This window comes from Pedobacter aquatilis (assembly GCF_032678405.1).
GTDB lineage: Bacteria > Bacteroidota > Bacteroidia > Sphingobacteriales > Sphingobacteriaceae > Pedobacter > Pedobacter aquatilis_A.
In genome coordinates this window covers 84,710-104,660 of the sequence record NZ_JAVTSJ010000001.1, presented here as the reverse complement: position 1 = coordinate 104,660, position 19,951 = coordinate 84,710, and the positions used below count along the sequence as shown (strand labels likewise).

The following is a 19,951-nucleotide window of genomic DNA, read 5'->3' as shown; positions in this document are numbered from 1 at the left end:
TACTTTTTAGACTACTGATCGGGCTTTACTGCCAGATGCGTTAAAAAGCAAGCCCAAATTGATATCATTTCCTAATGAAATTTCGGTTTTATGGTATTCATCACCCTTACTATATTCAAAACTGATGGCAAGCAAACTTTCTGTTGAACTTACTGCCGCAATTGAGGTGCTTTGATTGCTGCCTCCGCCATTCGTGGTGATCATTTCGCTGATGCTTAATTTTTCCATGATAATAAGATTTTGTGGTTAATAAAAAGGTCCTGAGTTAATCAGGACCTTTTATCAGATTGAGGTTTAATTCAAATTAGCTGGTTAAACTTTTGAATAAGCCTTCTAAGCTTCCACCAATGTTATTACCTAAAGAGAATTCGGTTTTACTCGATTCATCTCCGTCGTGTGTTTCGTTCGAGAATGATAATAAATTACCAATTCCGATTGAGCCTAGTAATCCACCTGAACTAGATGAATCATTGCCACCTAATAAACCACCACCGTTGATTTCTTTCATTTCGTTTAAATTTAACTCTTGAAGTTTCATAACGTTCTAATTTTAATTTTTGCCTACTCTATTTGAGGTTTTCGGCTACCCCTGCACCACTTGCGCAGTGTTATTATAGAAACGAAGAAAAAGTAGAATAGGTTTTCCCGTATGGCCAGTAAGCAAACCCTTTACAGAATAGATTAAAGCCTGAGGTTGTGATTCATTTACAATAAGTTACGGGCAAACAACGTTAAACGCGGGCGCCTGCGTTCATTTAAGTATAAAGCCATAATTTGATGGATAACAGTCTGATTTCAGCCGGAAAGCACATACTAAAGGCTTGAAATGCTGTGATGAATCAATAGCTGCACGATCGAAAAATAGCTGAACCATTAAAAACAATTCCGCTAACCTGATAAGGTCGAAAACCCTATAGGTCATGAACTCCACTGAGGTTAAGAATATCCTTAAGGTATTTGCAGCAACTTAATTATAAAATCTTCTTCAGAAAGCTACGGATCTGAAAAAGCGCCACAAGTTGTATTGTAAGGGTAAACATTTCAGACGATATTGCTGTTAATCTTTTTTAATTTAATAAAGAAGCAATGTATAATATCGATCCAAATAAAATTCCAGCTGATTACTACCGGACACAATTTATCGATAGTTTCCGTAGTAGTATATATGGTGACAACTCCATGATCTTTTTAGTTCATGATAATACTGATTTACTACTTTATGCCAAAGCAGCTAAGGATACCTGGGAGTCAGTTGGCGATTACCCTAATAGCTTTACTGGAATAGTTAAAACAGTATCAGGAAATGCATTTGCCAGTTTTGTATACCTGGGCGCTCTGGCTGCAGCTCAACAAGCTATTTAAGTATGTTGTTTTATCATTTCCTTAAAAAAGATTAAGCAAATTGTACTAATAAAAAATTGGCAGGGAATTTTATCCCCCTGTCTAAAAAAATAAAACAAGTCTTAACTGAACCTTAAAAACCTGGCTAAGTAAATTTTGCTCTTCAATTATTTTCACCCTTGAAGTAAGAATGAAACAGTCAGGTTAACTAAAACGCCATAAATCTTGTTTAACAGTCAGAATTTCTTATATTAGTGTGAACAGGACAGATCACACTCAACTGACAATTTCCATCGCTTCCCTGTAAAAAATGCACCTCCTTCAGGTCCACCTCAAGTCCATATCAAGTCCGACTTATATCCACCTCAAGTCCACCCCTTCATCCATTTTGATACTGTTGTTATTTAGTTCCCCTTGGTTAGCTGTATATGTTTATTGCACTGAAGCGTAATAGAGGAGTTATTAAACAAATAACCAATTAACCAATAACCAGTTAACCAATGACTAATGACCAATGACTAATGACTAATTAACCAATGACAAGTTAACCAATTAACCAATGACCAGTTAACCAATGACCAGTTAACCAATGACCAATAACCAATTAAACTACTGAAGTGTCTGTAATTCAAAACAAGCCCTGGCAGAAACTTAAAAACCTGCGCTTATCAGCATTTTACTCGTCGACACAATCGAGGATTTCGTCGGCACCTTCAACAAGATTCGCCTCATTTTTACGGAAAGGCCTTATTCTGGCCGTTTGTTTGAAATATACCTGGTATAAATAAAACAATTATGAAAAGAATGATATTCGCTGTTTTACTGGGAGTAGCTTCCATTAACAGCATTCCGGCAAAGGCACAGGTAAGTTTAAACATAAACATTGGTCAGCAACCATCATGGGGACCAACAGGTTACGATCATGTAGATTATTACTACCTGCCTGATATAGACGCTTACTATTATGTACCGGGTAAACAATATGTTTATCTCGACAACGGTGCCTGGGTATGGAAGAACAGCCTTCCGCCAAGATATGCCAACTACGACCTTTACCGTGGCTATAAAGTTGTGATGAATACACCAAAACCTTATTTATCACACAATAAACATATTGCACAGTACGGTAAGTTTAAAAATAATAATGGTAAACAGCAGGTAATCCGCGACAGCAAAGAGGCAAAATACGCAGGCAACAGAAACCTGCAACAAAATACCAGACCGGGACAGTCAAATAAAAATGGCAATCAGAAAAACGATCGTCCTGAAAGGAATCCTGGTAAAGACAACAACAGAAGAGGTGGACACAGGTAAGCTGCTTAAGGATTAATTTTCTCCATCCGGCCCTTTTTAAACCAATCGTCCATAACATTTGAAGCCTGCTCAAATGTTATGGACGATTTTTCATTGTGCTGGTATATGCCAGATGCAATCCGGTTAATTATCCTTTGCCCTCACCTTTATATTCCGGAAATAGCCAATCGTACCGATTTCAACCCATAAGCCCACTGCTCCTTTTGCCGGCTTAACCAAGGGTTTATTAACGATGAATGAAGGGCTTTTCTGTCCGTTAATGTATAGCGATGCTTTTTCGCCCGACACTTCAATCCTGACTTTAATCCATTCATTAAGGCCGATATCGGCATAGCTTTCATATTCCCCGTTTTTATCCCTTCGTAAATTATCGGGACTATAACCCGGGTAAGCAAAATATTGTATGGTATGATTTCGCTCGAACCTACAACCGTGATGCAGATTAGCCACCAGGATTTACTGTACCTGTACAGTAATTACCATAAATTCGATCATAATTTCCGGATTATCTTTGAGCATAAGTTAATCAGTTACCAGGACAGGATGCTCGACAACATCAGCTATACAGCCGATGAACGTTACCATAATTTTAAAAAGCAATACCCCGGGCTGATTAACAGGTTGCCGGCCACTGAAATCGCATCTTACCTGGGCATCAGCCCTGAATTTTTGAGTAAGATTAAGAAAAAATCATCGCTGCTTTAAAGCAAAATAAAAGATCTTAAACCTGGTTAATACATGGCTTTGATTTGCTCAGGGCTTAACCTCAAAAACCTTGCGGCATTATTGAACAGGATGTCTCTTTTTTGCTGTTCATTCAGGTAACTGGCAGTTTGAATCCTCTTAATCCCCACACTTATTGCACCCGGCCATACCATTTGATCTGACCCGTACATAATGCGTTTACCAAAGCCTGCATTCACCATTCGACCAAGATAATAATCGAATTCCTTTTGTGGCAGGATGTAATTGATTACACCCAGATCTACATATAACTCCGGATAAGCATAGAGCATGGCCAGCATATCATCGAGCATGGGCCAACCGGCATGCATGGCATACACACGTAATTTGGGGTGTTTTATCAGGGCATCTTCAAGTACCAGTGCACTGCCAAGTTTTGCCCTTGAACCGGTGAGGTAAGCATTTCCCGGAGGCCCTGTCCCCAGGTGTATGCCCGCCGGAACATCAAGCGATTCGGCCATTTTTAAGTAAGGTTCTACCGCCTGATCGGATGGAGATATCCCCTGGTATTGCACGGCAATCTCACCAAATACCTTAAAAGCCCCCGACTTGAAAAGCTTGCTGAGCGAATCGACGTCGAGTTTCTCCTTTCTAGCCATTGCTAAATCCCAGTACACGCCTGGGATGATTCGACGTGGCATTGTCTGCTGATAGGTCAGCACTTTCTTTATATCGCCGCTGGTAACAGCATAAATATTATATTTTTCTAAAAGGGCCAGGGTTTGCTTTTGCAGATCCGCATCGTTTAAAGGAGAAGTTACGCTACTTTGGTTCCATTCAGCCGATTTCATGGCCCCGATAAACGCTTCGGGATAACTTGATTTTGGGTCAAAGGCTCCAAAGTTTTCGTAAGGTGCCCCGATTTTTAAAGGTGGTGGCCCCTGGTCTTCTGCGCCAATGGCATGAAGGTGCATATCAATAATAGGCAAAGGCCGTTTGGTTTGCGCATATGCCGTACTAACATAGAGCACAAGAAAAGAAATTAAGAGCTGTCTCATAGCATTTTATATAAATAAAGCTAATCATTTCCCTGCAAATAAACCAACAAATCTTAAGCAGCACTTTTTATGAAAAACATCGGTCGCAAACATAAAGGTTCTGCCCTGACTCACCTGAATTTAAAGTCGAATGTCAGTTGCGCATAAAATACATTTTTAAGCTGCTCAGTATCGGTTGTGATTTGTGTGCGGGTTTTTGCGGCGCTGGTTACTGTAAGTATGGTGGTAGAAGTTACCGGGTTTTTCGGGATCGCATATACAGGTGAAAAGGTTATGCTCCAGCACCTGGAATTATAGCTTACGGGTAATGAGAACTCGTAATCAAGCAATTGAAACTTGCCACCATCCGACACGGTTGAACTCGTGGCCGATATAGTTTTTCTCTTGTTGTTTCTGGCCTTATATTCATCCAGAAAATGCTGTGTACCCAGATTCGCAGTTAATGTAGGTTCAATCCCCCAATAGGTATCATCATCTTTCCCTTCTGCCGTAAACAAATGGCTTAAGGCTCCGGTCAGCAGCAGGTCGGTCTTTTTTGAGAAAACAGTAGAAAAGGTAGCCTCCGCGGTAATAATATCGGTATCATAGGTTAAGGCTGCATCCAGGCTAGCCTTAATTCCGGCGGCAATGTTTGTACTGCTTTTATTGTAAAAGGGCTTGTCTGCATTGAAACTGGCGGAAAACTGATCTGAAATTTCCCAGTTGTAGCCAGCATCAATAGAAAAAAGATCAAATACATGGTCACTGGTAAGGTAGGAAGCGCTCCCGCTAAGGTATAAACCGCTTTTATGGTAATAACCAAAAGTTGCACTGAGGTAAGGAATGGCCACGGAATCTTTACGGCCATTATAAACGGCATTGCTCAGGTAATCTACCGAACCAAGCCAGTAAGAATGGTTTTTTGTTTTGCTGCTGTCGGGCAGGGTTTGTGCATCAGCTGATGACAACATACCGAAACAAAGGAACAAAAGAACTGTGTAACAACATTTCATATAGCTATTCTTTATTAAATAATTATTAAAATTCTATATCGATGATGAATAATACATGAAGCCGCTACGTATTGCCCTGAAGAACAGCAAAAGACAATCAGCATCAGGAAAGCCTTGCTTAAAACTGCTGAAAACAAAAAAAGCGCAGGCGATAACCTGCGCTTTTCTTAATTTAAGTTGCTGCTTAAAAAGAATACCTTAAGCCTAACTGCATCTGGTAACGAGATCCGAAGAAATCTTTTGCATAAGAAGTTACATCATTTTGTGAAAAAGTATATACCGGATAACTTGTTGGCGTTCCGGCAGTAGTTACCTTGATTCCCATGCTGGCCATCGAGTTATAGGTGTTCGGAGAAAAGTATTGTACACCCCAGTCTTTATTAACAAGATTAGTCAGGTTGATGATATCATAAGTTAAGGTAAGTACATGTGGGTGTTTTCCTTTTGCTACCTGTATGTCCTGAGCAAAGCGGAAATCGGCTTGTACATTCCATGGTGTTCTCGCACCATTACGTTCTGTAAAATCGCCCCTGCGTGTTGATAAATATTTATCACCATCGATATAGGCATCGAATGCGGCAGCCTGTGCAATTCCGGCTGGTGTATTGGCAAAGAACTTAGTGGTTTCACCTGTTGCCGGAACGTACAGTAAACTTACGGTCTGTCCTGTACCGTTAATTCGGGTATTCACTAAACCAAGAGAATAAGGCGAGCCCGACTGTCCGCTGAAAAACAACGAGAAATTAGACACGTATTTACCGTTTTTAGCCCAGTCTAAGCGATAATTGAGGGTTGAAATAATACGGTTACGGATATCGAAGTTAGAATAGGCCAGCGACGGATTATTAGGGCTTAACGATTGGTTCAGCTGCCAGTTACTTTCCATAGAGTTACGGATACCGTTGGCTATGTCTTTCGATCGGCCATAAGTATAGGCAACCATGAAATCCAGGCCCATCGGAATTGATTTACTTACCTGTGCAGTTAAACTATATTTGTAGCCCTTATCGGTATTTGACAGTAAATAAGCATTGGTATATAAGCTATTGATTTTCGAACCCGAATAGATTGGCTGCTGATGCTGTGTATCGTAGATCATATACTTTGGATTATCAACATAATTGATCTGCTGGAACTGAATATCTTTGATTACCTGACTGAAAATACCCTCAATTGTAAATTTCCATTGGTTATCGGTCTTGTAATCGAAAGCTAAGTTACTTCTCCAGGCTTTCGGCATTTTAAAATTATTGTCTACCAGATCCACCTGTGTAGCACCAGAGGCATCCTTAACATTTGTACCTTGTTTAGCTACATAGCCGGCTTCTCCGTTACCAGTCAGGGCATCACGGATGGGATCTGTTCCGGCTACAGGTGTAACTGGTGTAGCACCATAACTGTAACTCTTATCGAAAGCACCATAGTTTACCCCGTTGTTATAATAAGCATAACCAATCCAGGCAAAAGGAATACGGCTGGTAAATAAACCTGTTCCGCCCCTAACCGTTAAACGCTGGTCGCCCAATGCATCGAAATTAAAGCCTAAGCGTGGTGAAACCTGAACTTTATTCAGGAACTTTCCGCTAATGGCAGATGGCTGGGTATACGTGTAAGTCGTTCCGTAATTTGCATCAACCGGTGAGTTCGTTGTTTTCGAGCTGATGGATGGCATGTCTGGCAGGTTTGCCATATCGAAACGTAATCCTGGAGTCAGCTTTAAACGATCACCAATCCTGATTTCATCCTGTCCGTAAACACTGTACATGTTTACATTAAAACGGGCGGTTGGGTTGGCTATGATATTGTCGCGTGTATTATCGTCGTAGTTATAGCTTGTACGTACACGGTTTGGCCTGTTATTTAAGAAATCAGAAATACTGCTATAAGCTACACGACCGTTCCAGGAGTTCACAAATCCGTAATTAATATTATAAAATTCGTTGTGGGTACCAATGGTAAAGGTATGGTTGCCTTTACTGAAAGTGTAATTATCTGTAAACTCAAAGGTATTCTGCTTCATGTTGAAAATACTGGCTTCACGGTCGGTGCCTAAGAATATGGTACCCCCATTTGATGCGATTTCAATCTGAGGTAATGCAGGGTTTGATAGCGGATCGCGGAAATCGTGCACGGTTGAGTAACCTACGATTAAATTATTGGTAGCCGAATTGCCAAAACGTGTTTTTAAGTCAGCCACTGTAGATGTCTGGTTGTTGTTCTGCTTGAAATCTATGCCACCAAACCTGAAATTCAACTGATCGCGTTCAAGATTGGTTGCCTTGGAAAGTATAGTGTTGTTACGAATGGTTAACTGGTTGTTTTCATTAATATTCCAGTCTAAGCGGTTAAAGAACTTGTTCGATTGTGAATAGATATTGTAATCGCCGAACGAGCCTGCATCAACACCGTATGCCGTACGCATGTAGTCAGATATCTGCTGTGCTTCCGACAAGCTTAACAACTTCATATCTGCCGAACCTGCACCAAGTATTACAGGGTCTTGACGGCGGGTAATTTCCTCGTTGGTAAAAAAGAATAATTTATCTTTTATTAGCGGAAAACCTACCCTGAAACCGGTTTGATAATCATGAAATGATGATGGTTCTTTCGAGTTATCGCCAATTTTATTCCTGCCGATTAATGATGCATTTCTTCCATATCCGTATACCGAACCGGTTACTTCGTTTGTACCGCTTCTGGTTACCGCATTAATACTGCCACCAAGGAAATTTCCAACCTTAACATCATAAGGAGAAAGCAATACGGTTACATCCTGAATCGCATCAAGTGATACGGGGTTAGTTCGCGTGCTGCTTCCCGGCATACCCGAGCTACCGCTCTGCCCACCTAAAGATGGGCTGAAACCTATGGCATCATTATTAATGGCACCATCAATGGTTACGTTATTATACCTGAAGTTGGTACCACCAAAGGTATTGTCTTTACTACCTTGCGGAGTAACCCTGGTAACATCCTGAAGGCTTCGGTTCATGGTAGGCAGGCTTTTGATTTGCCCCTCACCTATACTTGTGCCTGCACCCTTTTTAGTTGGTCCTTTCTGCCCTTTAACGCTTACCTCTGCAAGTTGGTTACCTTGTTCTTCAAGGTTAACATCTACTTTCTGGTCTGATCCCAACGTAAGGTAGATGTTTTCCCTTGTCGAACCGGCATAGCCGATATAAGTAACAGTAATCTTGTAAGGGCCTCCGGGGTTAAGGTTGCCGATACGGTAAATACCATTTTCATTCGACGAAGCTTTTGATACCGTTCCTGTTGGTACGTGCAGCACCACTATGGTTGCGCCCGGAATAACATCCTTACTGTCTTTAATTTTTCCGCTAATGCTGGAAGTGGTTACCTGGGCTTTTGCACAAATAACCAGTAACATGAAAATACTAATGAGAGATAGTACACGTGATTTCATTTTCTGTTGTTTTTATTTGAAGCAAAACAACAGTCTAAATATTAACAAATTGTTAACAGGTAATTAAATTATTACTTTAAATTAATGGTAATAAAATATTGAATTAATAAATAAATAACAATAAGGATTCTGCGTCCCGCTATTGGGCCGTTATGATGGGTGGTATGTGAGCTTGTTTAAGGCAGATTAGTATCTATACGTTTGTTGTATTATTGTCTTTAATCGTAAAAACTGTTCACTTTCTGAAGAGAGCTCCGTTTTTAAAGCCTTTAGCTTCGAGGGTAAAACTTTCATTCTAACCTGTCTGTACAAGCGTTCAAAATCATTAATCTGTTCTTCAATGGCAAGGAGCATTTCCTGATAACGTTTATGCTTGTCGAGCAACCTAACTTTCAGGTCCTTTAATTCCCAGCTGTCAAGATTATCCTTTCCCATTTCCAGCTCTACCTTCTCCAGTATTTCAAGTGCATCTATTATGCCCGCTATTTTATTTTCCCTAATCGCCTTAAGTCCCATATATTTATTTTGATCTATGCACTGATTGTATATGCTTCAAAATTATTGTTAAGGAATTAAAAAGGGATTAAAGCAGTCCGCTCAGGAACTTTATCATCCGTTACAAAACTCTAACAAGAAAATGAAGAAATAATGAAGATTAATAAGGCTGGGCAACTGTGCACCTGACTCCTAATGGCTTCATCAAAAGTTCATCTTCATCAAACTATATTTAATCATGATTTAACAGCCCCAATAAATGAGCGCCAAAACGGTATACCTGCCTGGTTATGCTTTTTTATTTAAAGGCTTTAAAATTTAAGAAGATGAAAAGGTTAAAAAATGTAATCCCAAGCTTATCAATGGTTGCTTTACTGGTGATAAGTGCAGCTAACGTTGCCCAGGCGCAACGTGGTGGATTTAGAGGTGGTGTGCATGCAAGTTTCGGTGGAGGCATCAGCCGTGCGTATTATGGCGGTGGTATCAGAACGGTAGTAAGACCGTATTACAACCCTTATGTAGGGTTGAACAGTAGCTTATGGCTGGGAAGCCTGCCTTATGGCTATTATCCGTTTTACTATGGTGCTAATCCCTATTTCTATTATGGCGGCCAATTTTATCAGCAGGCTGCTGATAAGGGCTATCAGGTAATTGAAGCTCCTGTAGGTGCGGAGGTTCCTGTAATACCCGACGACAGCCGCCCGGTAATGATTAACGGAACAGCATACCTCGCCTATGGCAATGTATATTATGTACAGTTAAATAAAGCAGATGGACTGGTAACCTACATGGTTGCCGGTAGAGATGGTAGGTTGAACACAAAAGACCTCGATATTCAGGGCCATTTAAGACCCCTTATCGGAGATGTGGTAGCGAAATTACCTTCGGGGGCAAAAAAGATGAATGTGGATGGGAGGAAATACTGGGTAACCCCTTCAGGCCTGCAGCTGGAAAAGATTAAAATGGGCGATGAACGGTTTTACCGTGTGGTTTTAGCCTGAGTGATTTAGTATTAACAGCTGAAAAAGACCATTCCATTACCGGATGGTCTTTTTTGTTGAAATAGCATTTGGCTACAAAGTCCCCGATAAATCACACGCTCATCCGGCGCAAGTGCCCGCTTGTACCAATTCTATTCCATAATTAGCACAAAAGGATGCCTGCGCTAAAGTAGTCATGCCGGAAAAGTTTTAATTGATCGCATTGGAAATATTTAAAAACAGGCATTTATTCTGATTAATATTTACTTTAGCAAATAACGGCTAAAAATGAGAATAAAGATAATCAGTGATCTACATCAGGAATTTGGAATTTCGGTACAGGATTTCAAGAATGCTGATCTTGTTATCTTAGCCGGAGATATCAACACAGGCACTAAAGGCATAGCATGGGCAAAGGAATACATTAAGGATAAACCGGTTTTATATGTTATGGGTAATCATGAGTACTATAAGGGCTCCTACCCGGGAACACTTAATAAAGTCATTAAAGCCGCATTTAACTCGAATATTATAGTTTTAGAAAATAAAAGCGTCACCTTCGGCAGTATCAGGTTTCATGGTGCAACTTTATGGACAGATTTCTCGCTTTTTGGAAGCCCTGTAGAATATGGTATTATTTGTCAGGCGCAAATGAATGATTACAAACAGATCCGGATCGATCCATCCTATTCAAAGCTTAGAAGCATTGATACATTCAGAATTCACCAGGCATCAAAAGCCTGGTTAAAGCAAAGCCTTGCCGAATCAACGGAATATAAAAACATTGTAATCACCCACCATGCTCCGAGCTTAAAATCAATACCAGCCATATACCAGAACGATCCGCTATCTTCAGCCTACACATCTGATCTGGAAGATATTATCGCGAAACACCAGCCGCTTTACTGGATCCACGGGCATATTCACACACCAGTCAGCTATACTATTGGTAAAACCGCAATTATCTGCAATCCTCATGGTTATTTAAATGAACCTTATAACGGCTATAATGAAAATTTAATTATAGAAGTATAGCGGTTATTTCTTCGCATCAGCCTATTCAAAAATTCTTTTTTTAACATAGCATTTGCTAGGAGTAACAGCCTCATATAGTTACCGCAGGCAAAGGTTAAACTGTTTAACGATAAATAATCATCATTTATCGACACATTAAACCGGCTGTAAAGCAAAGACTTACATTTGAAACAGAAAAGTTACCAGGCTTCATATAACAACAAACCCAATCGGTTATGAAATTCAGCATTAAAATTTGTGCGGCGATCCTGATCATGGTGATCAGTTTTGGCATCATGCAATCTTGCAAAAAGAGCAGTAGTTCAGAAAGCACAACAACTGCCTCTTCGGCAACGGTTACAGCTTTAAATTGTACCTCAACAGTATTTTCATCTACCGCTACCGCAGGTACGGCATACTCAGGAACTGCTTCTGTACCTTATACAGGTGGCAATGCCGTAGCTTACAGCGCCGGAACGGCTATTTCATCAACTGGTGTTACCGGTTTAACAGCCACTTTACAGGCGGGTACTTTGGCTAGTGGTGCGGGTAATGCCAGCTTTACCATTACCGGAACACCTTCTGGCTCGGGTTCTGCGGCTTTCGCAATTACGGTAGGCGGACAATCCTGTACCATGGCTTTAACGGTAAATGCTGCCGGTTCAGCTACCGATTGCGCTTCGGCTACAGGTGTGGCTAAAGTGGTTTGTTTAGCGAACACATTTCTGGCTACCTTAACCTCGGCGCAGCAATCGAGTGTATTACTTACTTTAAACTTAACCAATGCAAAACGATGGTCGAACCTGCCATGTGCATTGAGCTGCAGAAACGGTTTATTGTTCAGCAGTTTAACCACCGCACAGCAAACGGCAGCACTGGCTTTAATTCAGGCAGCATCAGGACCAGGTACAAACGATGGTTATGCAGAATTTCAGATGATCAGGGCAGCCGACGACTATTTAGGTTTAAGTGCATCAGGATACAGTTCGGGAAATTATGTAATAGCTTTTCTGGGCTCGCCAAGCACTACAGGTAAATGGATGCTGCAATTTGGCGGCCACCACTACGCTCAGAACATTACCTATGATGCTGGCACCGTAACCAGTATTACACCCATGCACGAAGCTGTTGAACCTAATGGATCGTTTACCGTAAATGGTACTACTTATGCAAGCCCTATGACCAGCGAGCTTGCGGCGGTTAGGGATATGCTTTCTTCTTTTAGCACCACGGAGCTTGCTTCAGCTAAAATTTCAACAACATTTTCTGATTGTTTAATGGTGCCGGGCTCCACAACAAACACCTTCCCGACCACAAAACAGGGAATTAAAGTGAGTGCACTTTCAAGCACCGTACAAGCCAAGGTTTTAGCGGCCATAGCCACCTGGGTAAATGATGTAGATGCAACAACCTCGGCAACATTTCTTGCCACTTATCAGTCAGAACTGGCCAGTACTTATGTATGTTATTCAACCAATACCTCAGGCGTTAGCGGAACAGCGAGTTCATTTTTTACGGCCAATACAGATTATGTGCGGATTGACGGACCAAGTGTGTGGATTGAATTTGTGTGCCAGAATGGTGTAGTGATATCCAATCAGGTTCACTACCATACAGTAATGAGAGACCATAGCAGGGATTATATAGGACTTTAGTGCTGGGGGAAGCTATGCGTAAATGCTCGTTACTAACCAGCTGCCTTAAAAAAGGGCAGCTGGTATTTACAATCTTTATATGGCTGCTTAGCCTGCTGCCTTTACAATTGAAGGCGCATCCAAGCCCCAATTCCTTGCTTTTCATGGATGTTAGCCCTGATAAGGTTTCACTGGAAGTTCAGTTGCCGATTACAGAACTTGAGCTTGCTTTCGGGCAAAACCTTTCCAAAGCACCTGAACAGGTTCTTGCTGATTACAGCCCGCAGTTGCGCGAATACCTGCTTGCACATATACATGCCTATACCACTCCTGAAAAGCCTTGGTTAATAAACGTAACTGCTTTACACTTGTCGAAAGGTAATTACGTAGAAAGCAATATTCCATACTGGGAGCTCGTAGCCATTGTAGAGATGCGCCCCCAGAGCGGTGAAAATACACGCGATTTCTACCTGGATTATGATGCCATTATGCACCAGGTAATCAATCATTCGGCGCTGGCCAATGTTCGCAACGACTGGGAAAACGGAAAGGTGGAAAACTATTCCATACTAAGTCAGGCTATTTCGTGGGATTTGGCCAGTAATAAAATAGCCCCTTTTCATGTGGTGCTGGGAAAAGGAAGTAATTGGCAGGGCTTTAAAAGCCTTGTGGTAATGGGTATGCGCCATATTTATGAAGGTACCGACCACCTGATGTTTTTGCTTGTACTGCTTTTACCCTCAACTCAACTGTTTCGCAATAACAAATGGGAAGGTTTTAAAGGAACACGGAAAAGCCTGATCAGTTTATTGAAAATAACTTCCGCATTTACCATCGGCCATTCCATAACCTTGTTACTTGCTGCACTTAACTGGGTACGTGTACCTGCGCAGCCTATCGAAATCCTGATCGCCATCTCTATTTTAATTTCGGCGATACATGCCATGAAGCCGGTTTTCGCCGGAAAGGAAGTTTACATTGCTGCCGGTTTTGGGCTTATCCATGGGCTTGCCTTTGCCGCTACACTGGTTAACCTGAATCTCGATGCCACCAGAATGATAATGAGTATCCTCGCATTTAATGTTGGGATAGAATTCATGCAGTTATTCATCATCTCCATCATCATTCCCTGGTTACTATTATGGAGTACCACAATATCTTACCGTTTTTTGAGGCTTTTCGGGGCAACCATAGCTATTATTGCTGCAACCGGCTGGATTATACAAAGGATTAGCTACAGCCATAATTTTGTAACCGATATTATGGATAAAACGGTAGATTACACCTGGTACCTCATTGCAGGGCTTGCTGTCTTATCAGTGGTAAATTATATCATCTTCAAAAAAGTAGTTAAACGAAAGACCGTTTCTGCCAATCAATATTAGTAAAACTTATTTTTAGTACAGTGCAAATCAGGTAAAGACATCACTTTGTGCAGAACAGATAAAGTATGCTAAACCAGCCTTAAGAAAGTTACAAAAAAAGGGAAGATATTAATCTTCCCTTTTCATTTCTAGCTTATTAAAGCTTTATATTTCTCACGGTTATCAATAATAACCCATAGATTGATTAAAAACAAAATCAGTGAAATTGTGATTCCGGTAGATGTTGGGAATTTGAAGGTATTATGCAGAATGATGCCCACCATTACAGGTAAGATAACAATGGCTCCCAAAGCCCTGGTTTTTGGAATAACAAAAAGTAAGCCGCCTACAAACTCTACAGCTCCAACCAATGGCATCAGCCAGCTCAGTTCGCCAAAGGCAGCATAAACTTTTTTGGTGGCCTCATCGGCTTCCGGCATTGGCATGTAATGTAGAAACTTGTCAAGTCCTGCATTGATAAACATTAAACCAAAAAGTAAGCAAAGAATAAATTTTACAATTTTCATAATTAGTTTTTTTTAAAATAAATTTAAGAAATTCCCGAACATTTTAAAATAATGCTAAAATGATTTATTAAGGGTATAAAAAGCGCTTTCTCGAATAACTGCTTCAACACTTCAACGCTGATTACGGTCGGTCTCCCCGGCATACGCTTAACAGGTGTTAAAACAATCCCCTTGCTAATACGTTAAAAACTAAATCATATACCATGAAATTTTGCTTTTTATTGTTGTTAGCCACTACCCTTTTTTCATGCCAGTCGAAGAAGGCAAAGGAATATATCACATTGCTCGATTCTACCGAGCGCAAGGTATTTCACATCCTGATCGATAAAAACACGGAAGACAAAAGACTTGAAGCTTTAATTGCTGAAAAGCCTGACAGTGCCATCTTTTATGGCAATAAACAGGCAAATGAGCTTAATAAGGTGCTTCGTGACATGGAAAAAGCACAGTTAAATAATCTGCCCGATGGTGAAGCCCTAAAGAAAAGCACTGTGGCTTACTATAAAGTTGTTGCCCAAATGAAAGACCTTGATTTACAGGAAGCCCGGCTGATGGTTGTCCAGTCAAACGGAGATAAAACGAAATCGAAGGAAGCCCAGAATGCCATCTTTAATATGGCACGCAAACGTGTAGAAATACATAAGGTTTTAGGACAGCTTGATCAGGAACGCTACCGTGCAAAAAGCAAGTTTGAAGAAACCAATCATTTAAAGTAAAAATGCTTATTTCCATTTTGTAAAGGGCCTTACTTAACAATTAACCAATTTAGCTATTAACCAATTCAGCAATTAACCAATTAAACAACATATACTAAAAACATGATGCTTTATGCAGGGCTATTTTGTTATCAATAGCGCCTGCTTTGTGTAATTAGCCTAAACAGGTTTAAGCTTTATGCTTTCTCAACCTGTTGGGCTAAGGTTTCAGCATAATCATGCTGATGTTGTTCATCGGTTATTTTTGTAGGGTCAATGTTAGTGCTTTTCCATTTGGGTATAAACCAGGATTTATAAATCTACTTTTTGAGGGTTATTACAAGAGGTGGTTAGATGCGGGTAAAAAATTATAATAAGCTGAAGTCAAAATTGATGTAACGGTTGTGATAACAAAACGAAATATTCCAGTTTCTACCCTGCCCGGTATCTGGCAACAGGTAAAATCTCAGATTGTCGGTAATAAGGGCATTATAAAGAAAGGGCGTTGGGAAAATTTCACCAGCCATTGGTTTTATCACATTTACAATAAGGCTCTTCAGTATAACCCGACCCTTTTTTGCTACAGGCATATCGCTTTTTACCTGCAATGTCTTTTTAAACACAGCAAGTGTGCGATGTAATTGCAGCACATGTTTTTCGCTTTCATTACAAAAAAAGCCAAACATGCATAACAACATTGCCACAAGGATTAGTCTGTTCATTGGTACTGAATATATCGTGGGCAAATATATAGTTTTAAGACACTAAAAAGTGTCTTAATTAAAAAATAAATTTTGTAGCATTGTATCCAGAAGCATAATCATGGAAAGAAAAACTACGGCAGGCACTATAAGAAATAAGGAAAGGAGCAAGAAAAAATTCCTCGATGCGGTAGGTAAAATACTTAAAACCAAAGGTTACGCCGGTTTAAAAGTAAATGATATTGCCGCTACAGCCGGATTAGACAAGAAAATGATATACACCTATTTTGGTGGTACCGACCAGCTGATTGATGCTTATGTACATTCGCAGGATTTCTGGAGTAATATTAAGGATGAAAAAGTACCGGTAACGATTAACGATGGCGGTAAGGCATTTACTGAAAGTACATTATTCGAACAGTTCGACTATGTCTTTAAAAATAAAGAGCTGCAAAAAGTACTCCTTTGGCGCTTATCCGAGCAGCGTAATTCGTTAAAGAAATTAACTGACGACCAGGAAGCAAACGGTGAAATGTTGTTCAGGAACATCACGGCCCCACATTTTGGCGATAAAGATAAACCTTTCAGGGCCATAATGGCTTTATTGGTATCAGGCATCTATTATCTTAACCTTTATTCTACCGTAAATGGAAGCGTTTTCTGTGGCTTAGACATGAAAGATCATAATGATCGTGATGAAATTAAAAAAGCCATATCTTTTTTAATAGATCAGACTTACGAAAATCTATAGCTAATCATATACCTGAAAAGGTATGCCCTGCAGGCTTTTTAAACTTGCAGGGCTAATTAAAAGAGCGATTCATTAGAAAAACCCTTACTGTGATTTTCCAACCCAGGTAAAAGGGTTTCCGTTAATGAATAAAATCCTGCCATCTTTGGTGGCTGCAAACCATATCAGATAGGTTCGGGCGCTTCCCTCAATATTTGAAAAATTCGTACTCCAGTTATTGGGCAGGTTAAAATTACCAGCCGATTTCGCCTGAACAGTATTGGTAACTCCGCCAGATGAATTGGCCGCAAAGATTTGCCACTGATAGGTATTTGAACCCGTAAAGAAGAATTTTTCCATTGATGAATAACTGCTCATACCTACACCTAAACCGGTGTACATGCTGTAATAATAAGTGTTCGAACCAAAATTGTTCGACCACTCTCCCGTTTTTTCTATATCAGTAACCGCCACAGCAAAGCGGTTATAATTGGACATTGCCCGCATGCTGTTCCAGATATTTCCGGTACTCGACCAGGTAATTGTTGCCGGATCGACACCAAACTGACTGACAAAAGCATTTTTATCCGGCGAAATCATTTCAATCCAGCCTGAATTACCTTTTTTAAACAAGGCAAGAAACACACTTTTACCTGTCGCATTATCTACCGCTGTACCATAACCAAGGTAAGCCCGTTCATAATCAAGTGAAGGAGAAACCACTTTATAACCTGTTAAATTCGAGTATCTTTTTGCTACCAGTATATCCCAGGCATTGTTCACATATGGTTCAGGATCGGCCATGATACTCGTGCTGGCCTGAGGATAATGAAGTATTACTTTAACACTTCCCTTGTTTACTTCTACCCAATTATCTTTGATCTGGCTCACCCAGCCATCATCCCAATTGGTTGTGTTAAACTGATAAGTAGGTTTTCGTACTTCATAACTGGTATTTTCTTCATTCGGGCTGGCATCGCTCTTTTTACACGAGCAAAAAGCAAAGAGCACAGGCAATGCCACCATTAGTTTAATAGTTGAGATTTTCATATGATTAGATTTTAAATGTTTGCGGGTAATTACAGGCTGGTAATTTTGATATTGCCTATATAGCAGGCCGTTTGATCAGCATCCTGTGTTAAACTTTTAATCTTAAAGTTATTGTACATGATCCCCGGAGCGATGGCACAATCGCCACAGTCCTTGCCGTATTTGCTTTTAAACGTAGTTGAATTGGCGATTTCTTTCCCGTTAAGCGAAAGCGTGATATTGCTTCCTTTTTTTACGAGCTGTACATGAACCTTCCGTTTTGTATTGGTAAAAGCAGGCTGTGCGCTCACAAAATAGCCACCTACATTATTGTAATCCATGTTAGATGGAGTATTCACCAGTTCAACCCTGACCTCGCCCCTGTAGTTATGTGCTTCATCCAGACCTTTCTGGTTGCCTGCGGTTATACTGGTTCTTAATGATGAATTATATAGTTTTCCGTCGCTACCCTTTTTATTTCCGCTAAACTCCATCGAAACATTGGCACCCCATAAACCGTCGAAGGCTGCTGTCAGGATATCATATTCCAGGCTGAAGTTTTCAGGGAAGGTTTTTAATGTGGTCGATGAAATCGCGTTGTTATAACCCAGTTTCAGCCAATGGCCTTCAAAGCCTTCGGCCAAGCTTACCGAAACCGCTTTGCCTGATGAGTTAAAATACCATCCTGAAGGTTTGCTACCCACTTCATCGGCAGAAAAATCATCAAATAATACCGTATTAGCTGGCATAGCCTTCTTCTTTTCTGCATTTTTCTTAGCATTATCAAGCTTACGGCTACCATAGGCGGCCAAACGTTCTTTTAACTGTGCCGCATTGGCCGCTGTATAAGCTTTACCTTTTATTTTTTCAGGATCGAAAAAGTAGTTATAAATATAATCGTAATTGATGTTTTGCGACATGGAGGTAAAAAGTTCGTAAAGCTGGTTTCCACGCTGTTTGGTTTCGAAAGGAAAAGCGAAAGCTACCCATTGTGGTTGCAGGTCGTTCATCTTGGCATAAGTAGTAGCATCAAGTTTATATACCGGATACTGGTGTTTTAAACTTTGTTCGAAAGGGAGAATGGTAAACAAATCAGGGTCTGTTTCGAAACTATAGATATCCATCTGCATGTTATTTACAACAGCCTGTTCGTTCAGACTTGATGCATGCTTAGCCCGGAGCTGCGCAATTTTTGTACGGTATTTTGAAATAGTTTCTTTTTCAAAATAATTAAGCATATAATCTTGCGCTTTCTTATCATTAGGGTTTTGTGCTGCAACTTCCTTGGCTTTATCAGCCAGTACTTTCTTTAAGCCTTCTTCTGCTTTTTGTAAAAGTTCACCTTTGCTTACAGGTTTCCAGGGCAATTTGTTCCCGGGTACAAGGTACACGGTACACCAATCGTTCATAACAGTTACAAAAGGATAAGCATTTGGGTGAATCCGGGGATTGCTGCCAGCCCTTTGTTCTTTGAACTGTTGAGTCTGTGTATAGCCATCGGGCTGAAAGATGAAATAAAATTCGTTACCCGTATTGATAAAGTAAACAGGAAAAGCACCAAAAAGCTGGTTAACGGCTGAATAGAATTTGGTATTTTCCTCTGGTATGGGCTTAAAATTGCCATTGGGTTCGGTCCAGATTTTATCGTGACTAACATTCCAAACCAGGAAATTAACACCATAACCCTGGTTGTTAATGTACCGTGCTGAAGTACCCAAACCACCTACCGGCGTATAGCTGGCTTTCATCCATTTCACCATATCGTTAACAATGGCTTCTTTTTTCTTGGCTACAGGATCAGTCTGCGGTTTCAAATGGTCGTATTTATTATTGCTCCACCAGCCAATTACGCTATCCTGTATGTCCTGGTCAAATTTTCGCTGCGCCAGCAAGTGTTGGCTAACACAACCTAAAAAGAGTATGATTACGTATAATTTCATAATACCTGAGATGTTAAATGGTAAATAAC

Annotated in this window: 21 protein-coding genes; 10 read left to right on the top strand and 11 right to left on the bottom strand. The window is 40.4% G+C overall.

Annotated features, from left to right (window positions below; all coding sequences use genetic code 11):
• Positions 1-6: 6 nt before the first annotated feature.
• A complete protein-coding gene (locus R2R71_RS00455; RefSeq protein WP_316829269.1) occupies positions 7-228 on the bottom strand; it encodes a hypothetical protein in 222 nt (73 codons plus the stop codon).
• Between the two features lie 76 nt (positions 229-304).
• Positions 305-538, bottom strand: coding sequence for a hypothetical protein (locus R2R71_RS00450; RefSeq protein WP_316829268.1), 234 nt, complete (start codon positions 536-538; stop codon positions 305-307).
• Between the two features lie 548 nt (positions 539-1,086).
• Between R2R71_RS00450 and R2R71_RS00445 the strand changes: the two genes are divergently transcribed.
• From R2R71_RS00445 to R2R71_RS00435, 3 genes are all read left to right on the top strand, one after another.
• Entirely contained in the window at positions 1,087-1,362 is a 276-nt protein-coding gene (locus R2R71_RS00445; RefSeq protein WP_316829267.1) for a hypothetical protein, read from the top strand.
• A 596-nt stretch (positions 1,363-1,958) separates the two neighbouring features.
• A complete protein-coding gene (locus tag R2R71_RS00440; RefSeq protein WP_316829266.1) occupies positions 1,959-2,129 on the top strand; it encodes a hypothetical protein in 171 nt (56 codons plus the stop codon).
• A gap of 7 nt (positions 2,130-2,136) precedes the next feature.
• A complete protein-coding gene (locus tag R2R71_RS00435) occupies positions 2,137-2,655 on the top strand; it encodes a hypothetical protein (protein WP_316829265.1) in 519 nt (172 codons plus the stop codon).
• Between the two features lie 123 nt (positions 2,656-2,778).
• Here R2R71_RS00435 and R2R71_RS00430 read toward each other — a convergent pair whose 3' ends face one another.
• Positions 2,779-3,105 (bottom strand): family 16 glycoside hydrolase, encoded by a 327-nt coding sequence (locus R2R71_RS00430; RefSeq protein ID WP_316829264.1) that lies wholly within the window; start codon positions 3,103-3,105, stop codon positions 2,779-2,781.
• Here R2R71_RS00430 and R2R71_RS00425 point away from each other — a divergent pair.
• Positions 3,091-3,360, top strand: coding sequence for a hypothetical protein (locus tag R2R71_RS00425; protein ID WP_316829263.1), 270 nt, complete (start codon positions 3,091-3,093; stop codon positions 3,358-3,360). The two genes, R2R71_RS00430 and R2R71_RS00425, sit on opposite strands and share 15 nt — an antisense overlap.
• A gap of 26 nt (positions 3,361-3,386) precedes the next feature.
• Here the strand turns inward: R2R71_RS00425 and R2R71_RS00420 are convergent, their stop codons facing one another.
• From R2R71_RS00420 to R2R71_RS00405, 4 genes are all read right to left on the bottom strand, one after another.
• Positions 3,387-4,397 (bottom strand): amidohydrolase family protein, encoded by a 1,011-nt coding sequence (locus tag R2R71_RS00420; protein ID WP_316829262.1) that lies wholly within the window; start codon positions 4,395-4,397, stop codon positions 3,387-3,389.
• Positions 4,398-4,507: 110 nt separating this feature from the next.
• A complete protein-coding gene (locus R2R71_RS00415; protein WP_316829261.1) occupies positions 4,508-5,389 on the bottom strand; it encodes a hypothetical protein in 882 nt (293 codons plus the stop codon).
• Positions 5,390-5,573: 184 nt separating this feature from the next.
• On the bottom strand, positions 5,574-8,813 hold the full coding sequence (locus tag R2R71_RS00410; protein ID WP_316829260.1) for a carboxypeptidase regulatory-like domain-containing protein: 3,240 nt from the start codon (positions 8,811-8,813) through the stop codon (positions 5,574-5,576).
• Positions 8,814-8,999: 186 nt separating this feature from the next.
• Complete coding sequence (locus R2R71_RS00405; RefSeq protein ID WP_316829259.1) at positions 9,000-9,329, bottom strand: hypothetical protein; 330 nt, start codon at positions 9,327-9,329, stop codon at positions 9,000-9,002.
• A gap of 305 nt (positions 9,330-9,634) precedes the next feature.
• Here R2R71_RS00405 and R2R71_RS00400 point away from each other — a divergent pair, with 305 nt between their 5' ends.
• The 4 genes from R2R71_RS00400 to R2R71_RS00385 all read left to right on the top strand — a co-directional run bounded on the left by R2R71_RS00400 (position 9,635) and on the right by R2R71_RS00385 (position 14,321).
• Positions 9,635-10,309 (top strand): DUF6515 family protein, encoded by a 675-nt coding sequence (locus R2R71_RS00400; protein WP_316829258.1) that lies wholly within the window; start codon positions 9,635-9,637, stop codon positions 10,307-10,309.
• 267 nt (positions 10,310-10,576) lie between these two features.
• Entirely contained in the window at positions 10,577-11,323 is a 747-nt protein-coding gene (locus tag R2R71_RS00395; RefSeq protein WP_316829257.1) for a metallophosphoesterase, read from the top strand.
• Positions 11,324-11,538: 215 nt separating this feature from the next.
• The gene (locus R2R71_RS00390) at positions 11,539-12,957 is read left to right on the top strand and encodes a DUF3500 domain-containing protein (RefSeq protein WP_316829256.1); all 1,419 of its coding nucleotides are present in this window, start codon (positions 11,539-11,541) and stop codon (positions 12,955-12,957) included.
• Between the two features lie 143 nt (positions 12,958-13,100).
• A complete protein-coding gene (locus tag R2R71_RS00385; RefSeq protein ID WP_316829255.1) occupies positions 13,101-14,321 on the top strand; it encodes a HupE/UreJ family protein in 1,221 nt (406 codons plus the stop codon).
• Between the two features lie 128 nt (positions 14,322-14,449).
• On the opposite strand, the gene R2R71_RS00380 is transcribed toward R2R71_RS00385, so the two are convergent.
• Positions 14,450-14,827 carry a DoxX family protein gene (locus R2R71_RS00380; protein ID WP_316829254.1) on the bottom strand — a complete coding sequence of 126 codons (378 nt, stop codon included), beginning with the start codon at positions 14,825-14,827 and terminating at the stop codon, positions 14,450-14,452.
• Positions 14,828-15,030: 203 nt separating this feature from the next.
• Between R2R71_RS00380 and R2R71_RS00375 the strand changes: the two genes are divergently transcribed.
• Positions 15,031-15,543 (top strand): hypothetical protein, encoded by a 513-nt coding sequence (locus R2R71_RS00375; protein WP_316829253.1) that lies wholly within the window; start codon positions 15,031-15,033, stop codon positions 15,541-15,543.
• Between the two features lie 347 nt (positions 15,544-15,890).
• Here the strand turns inward: R2R71_RS00375 and R2R71_RS00370 are convergent, their stop codons facing one another.
• On the bottom strand, positions 15,891-16,244 hold the full coding sequence (locus R2R71_RS00370) for a hypothetical protein (protein ID WP_316829252.1): 354 nt from the start codon (positions 16,242-16,244) through the stop codon (positions 15,891-15,893).
• A gap of 100 nt (positions 16,245-16,344) precedes the next feature.
• Between R2R71_RS00370 and R2R71_RS00365 the strand changes: the two genes are divergently transcribed.
• The gene (locus R2R71_RS00365) at positions 16,345-16,974 is read left to right on the top strand and encodes a TetR/AcrR family transcriptional regulator (protein WP_316829251.1); all 630 of its coding nucleotides are present in this window, start codon (positions 16,345-16,347) and stop codon (positions 16,972-16,974) included.
• A gap of 84 nt (positions 16,975-17,058) precedes the next feature.
• Here R2R71_RS00365 and R2R71_RS00360 read toward each other — a convergent pair whose 3' ends face one another.
• On the bottom strand, positions 17,059-18,003 hold the full coding sequence (locus R2R71_RS00360) for a hypothetical protein (RefSeq protein ID WP_316829250.1): 945 nt from the start codon (positions 18,001-18,003) through the stop codon (positions 17,059-17,061).
• A 29-nt stretch (positions 18,004-18,032) separates the two neighbouring features.
• Complete coding sequence (locus tag R2R71_RS00355; RefSeq protein ID WP_316829249.1) at positions 18,033-19,922, bottom strand: hypothetical protein; 1,890 nt, start codon at positions 19,920-19,922, stop codon at positions 18,033-18,035.
• Positions 19,923-19,951 lie beyond the last annotated feature (29 nt).

What these genes read in the sequence shown, in the direction of transcription:
- R2R71_RS00455 (WP_316829269.1), bottom strand. Translation starts at nt 228, where the DNA reads ATGGAAAAATTAAGCATCAGCGAAATGATCACCACGAATGGCGGAGGC.
- R2R71_RS00450 (WP_316829268.1), bottom strand. Translation starts at nt 538, where the DNA reads ATGAAACTTCAAGAGTTAAATTTAAACGAAATGAAAGAAATCAACGGT.
- R2R71_RS00445 (WP_316829267.1), top strand. Translation starts at nt 1,087, where the DNA reads ATGTATAATATCGATCCAAATAAAATTCCAGCTGATTACTACCGGACA.
- R2R71_RS00435 (WP_316829265.1), top strand. Translation starts at nt 2,137, where the DNA reads ATGAAAAGAATGATATTCGCTGTTTTACTGGGAGTAGCTTCCATTAAC.
- R2R71_RS00425 (WP_316829263.1), top strand. Translation starts at nt 3,091, where the DNA reads ATGCAGATTAGCCACCAGGATTTACTGTACCTGTACAGTAATTACCAT.
- R2R71_RS00420 (WP_316829262.1), bottom strand. Translation starts at nt 4,397, where the DNA reads ATGAGACAGCTCTTAATTTCTTTTCTTGTGCTCTATGTTAGTACGGCA.
- R2R71_RS00415 (WP_316829261.1), bottom strand. Translation starts at nt 5,389, where the DNA reads ATGAAATGTTGTTACACAGTTCTTTTGTTCCTTTGTTTCGGTATGTTG.
- R2R71_RS00410 (WP_316829260.1), bottom strand. Translation starts at nt 8,813, where the DNA reads ATGAAATCACGTGTACTATCTCTCATTAGTATTTTCATGTTACTGGTT.
- R2R71_RS00405 (WP_316829259.1), bottom strand. Translation starts at nt 9,329, where the DNA reads ATGGGACTTAAGGCGATTAGGGAAAATAAAATAGCGGGCATAATAGAT.
- R2R71_RS00400 (WP_316829258.1), top strand. Translation starts at nt 9,635, where the DNA reads ATGAAAAGGTTAAAAAATGTAATCCCAAGCTTATCAATGGTTGCTTTA.
- R2R71_RS00395 (WP_316829257.1), top strand. Translation starts at nt 10,577, where the DNA reads ATGAGAATAAAGATAATCAGTGATCTACATCAGGAATTTGGAATTTCG.
- R2R71_RS00390 (WP_316829256.1), top strand. Translation starts at nt 11,539, where the DNA reads ATGAAATTCAGCATTAAAATTTGTGCGGCGATCCTGATCATGGTGATC.
- R2R71_RS00385 (WP_316829255.1), top strand. Translation starts at nt 13,101, where the DNA reads ATGGATGTTAGCCCTGATAAGGTTTCACTGGAAGTTCAGTTGCCGATT.
- R2R71_RS00380 (WP_316829254.1), bottom strand. Translation starts at nt 14,827, where the DNA reads ATGAAAATTGTAAAATTTATTCTTTGCTTACTTTTTGGTTTAATGTTT.
- R2R71_RS00375 (WP_316829253.1), top strand. Translation starts at nt 15,031, where the DNA reads ATGAAATTTTGCTTTTTATTGTTGTTAGCCACTACCCTTTTTTCATGC.
- R2R71_RS00370 (WP_316829252.1), bottom strand. Translation starts at nt 16,244, where the DNA reads ATGAACAGACTAATCCTTGTGGCAATGTTGTTATGCATGTTTGGCTTT.
- R2R71_RS00365 (WP_316829251.1), top strand. Translation starts at nt 16,345, where the DNA reads ATGGAAAGAAAAACTACGGCAGGCACTATAAGAAATAAGGAAAGGAGC.
- R2R71_RS00360 (WP_316829250.1), bottom strand. Translation starts at nt 18,003, where the DNA reads ATGAAAATCTCAACTATTAAACTAATGGTGGCATTGCCTGTGCTCTTT.
- R2R71_RS00355 (WP_316829249.1), bottom strand. Translation starts at nt 19,922, where the DNA reads ATGAAATTATACGTAATCATACTCTTTTTAGGTTGTGTTAGCCAACAC.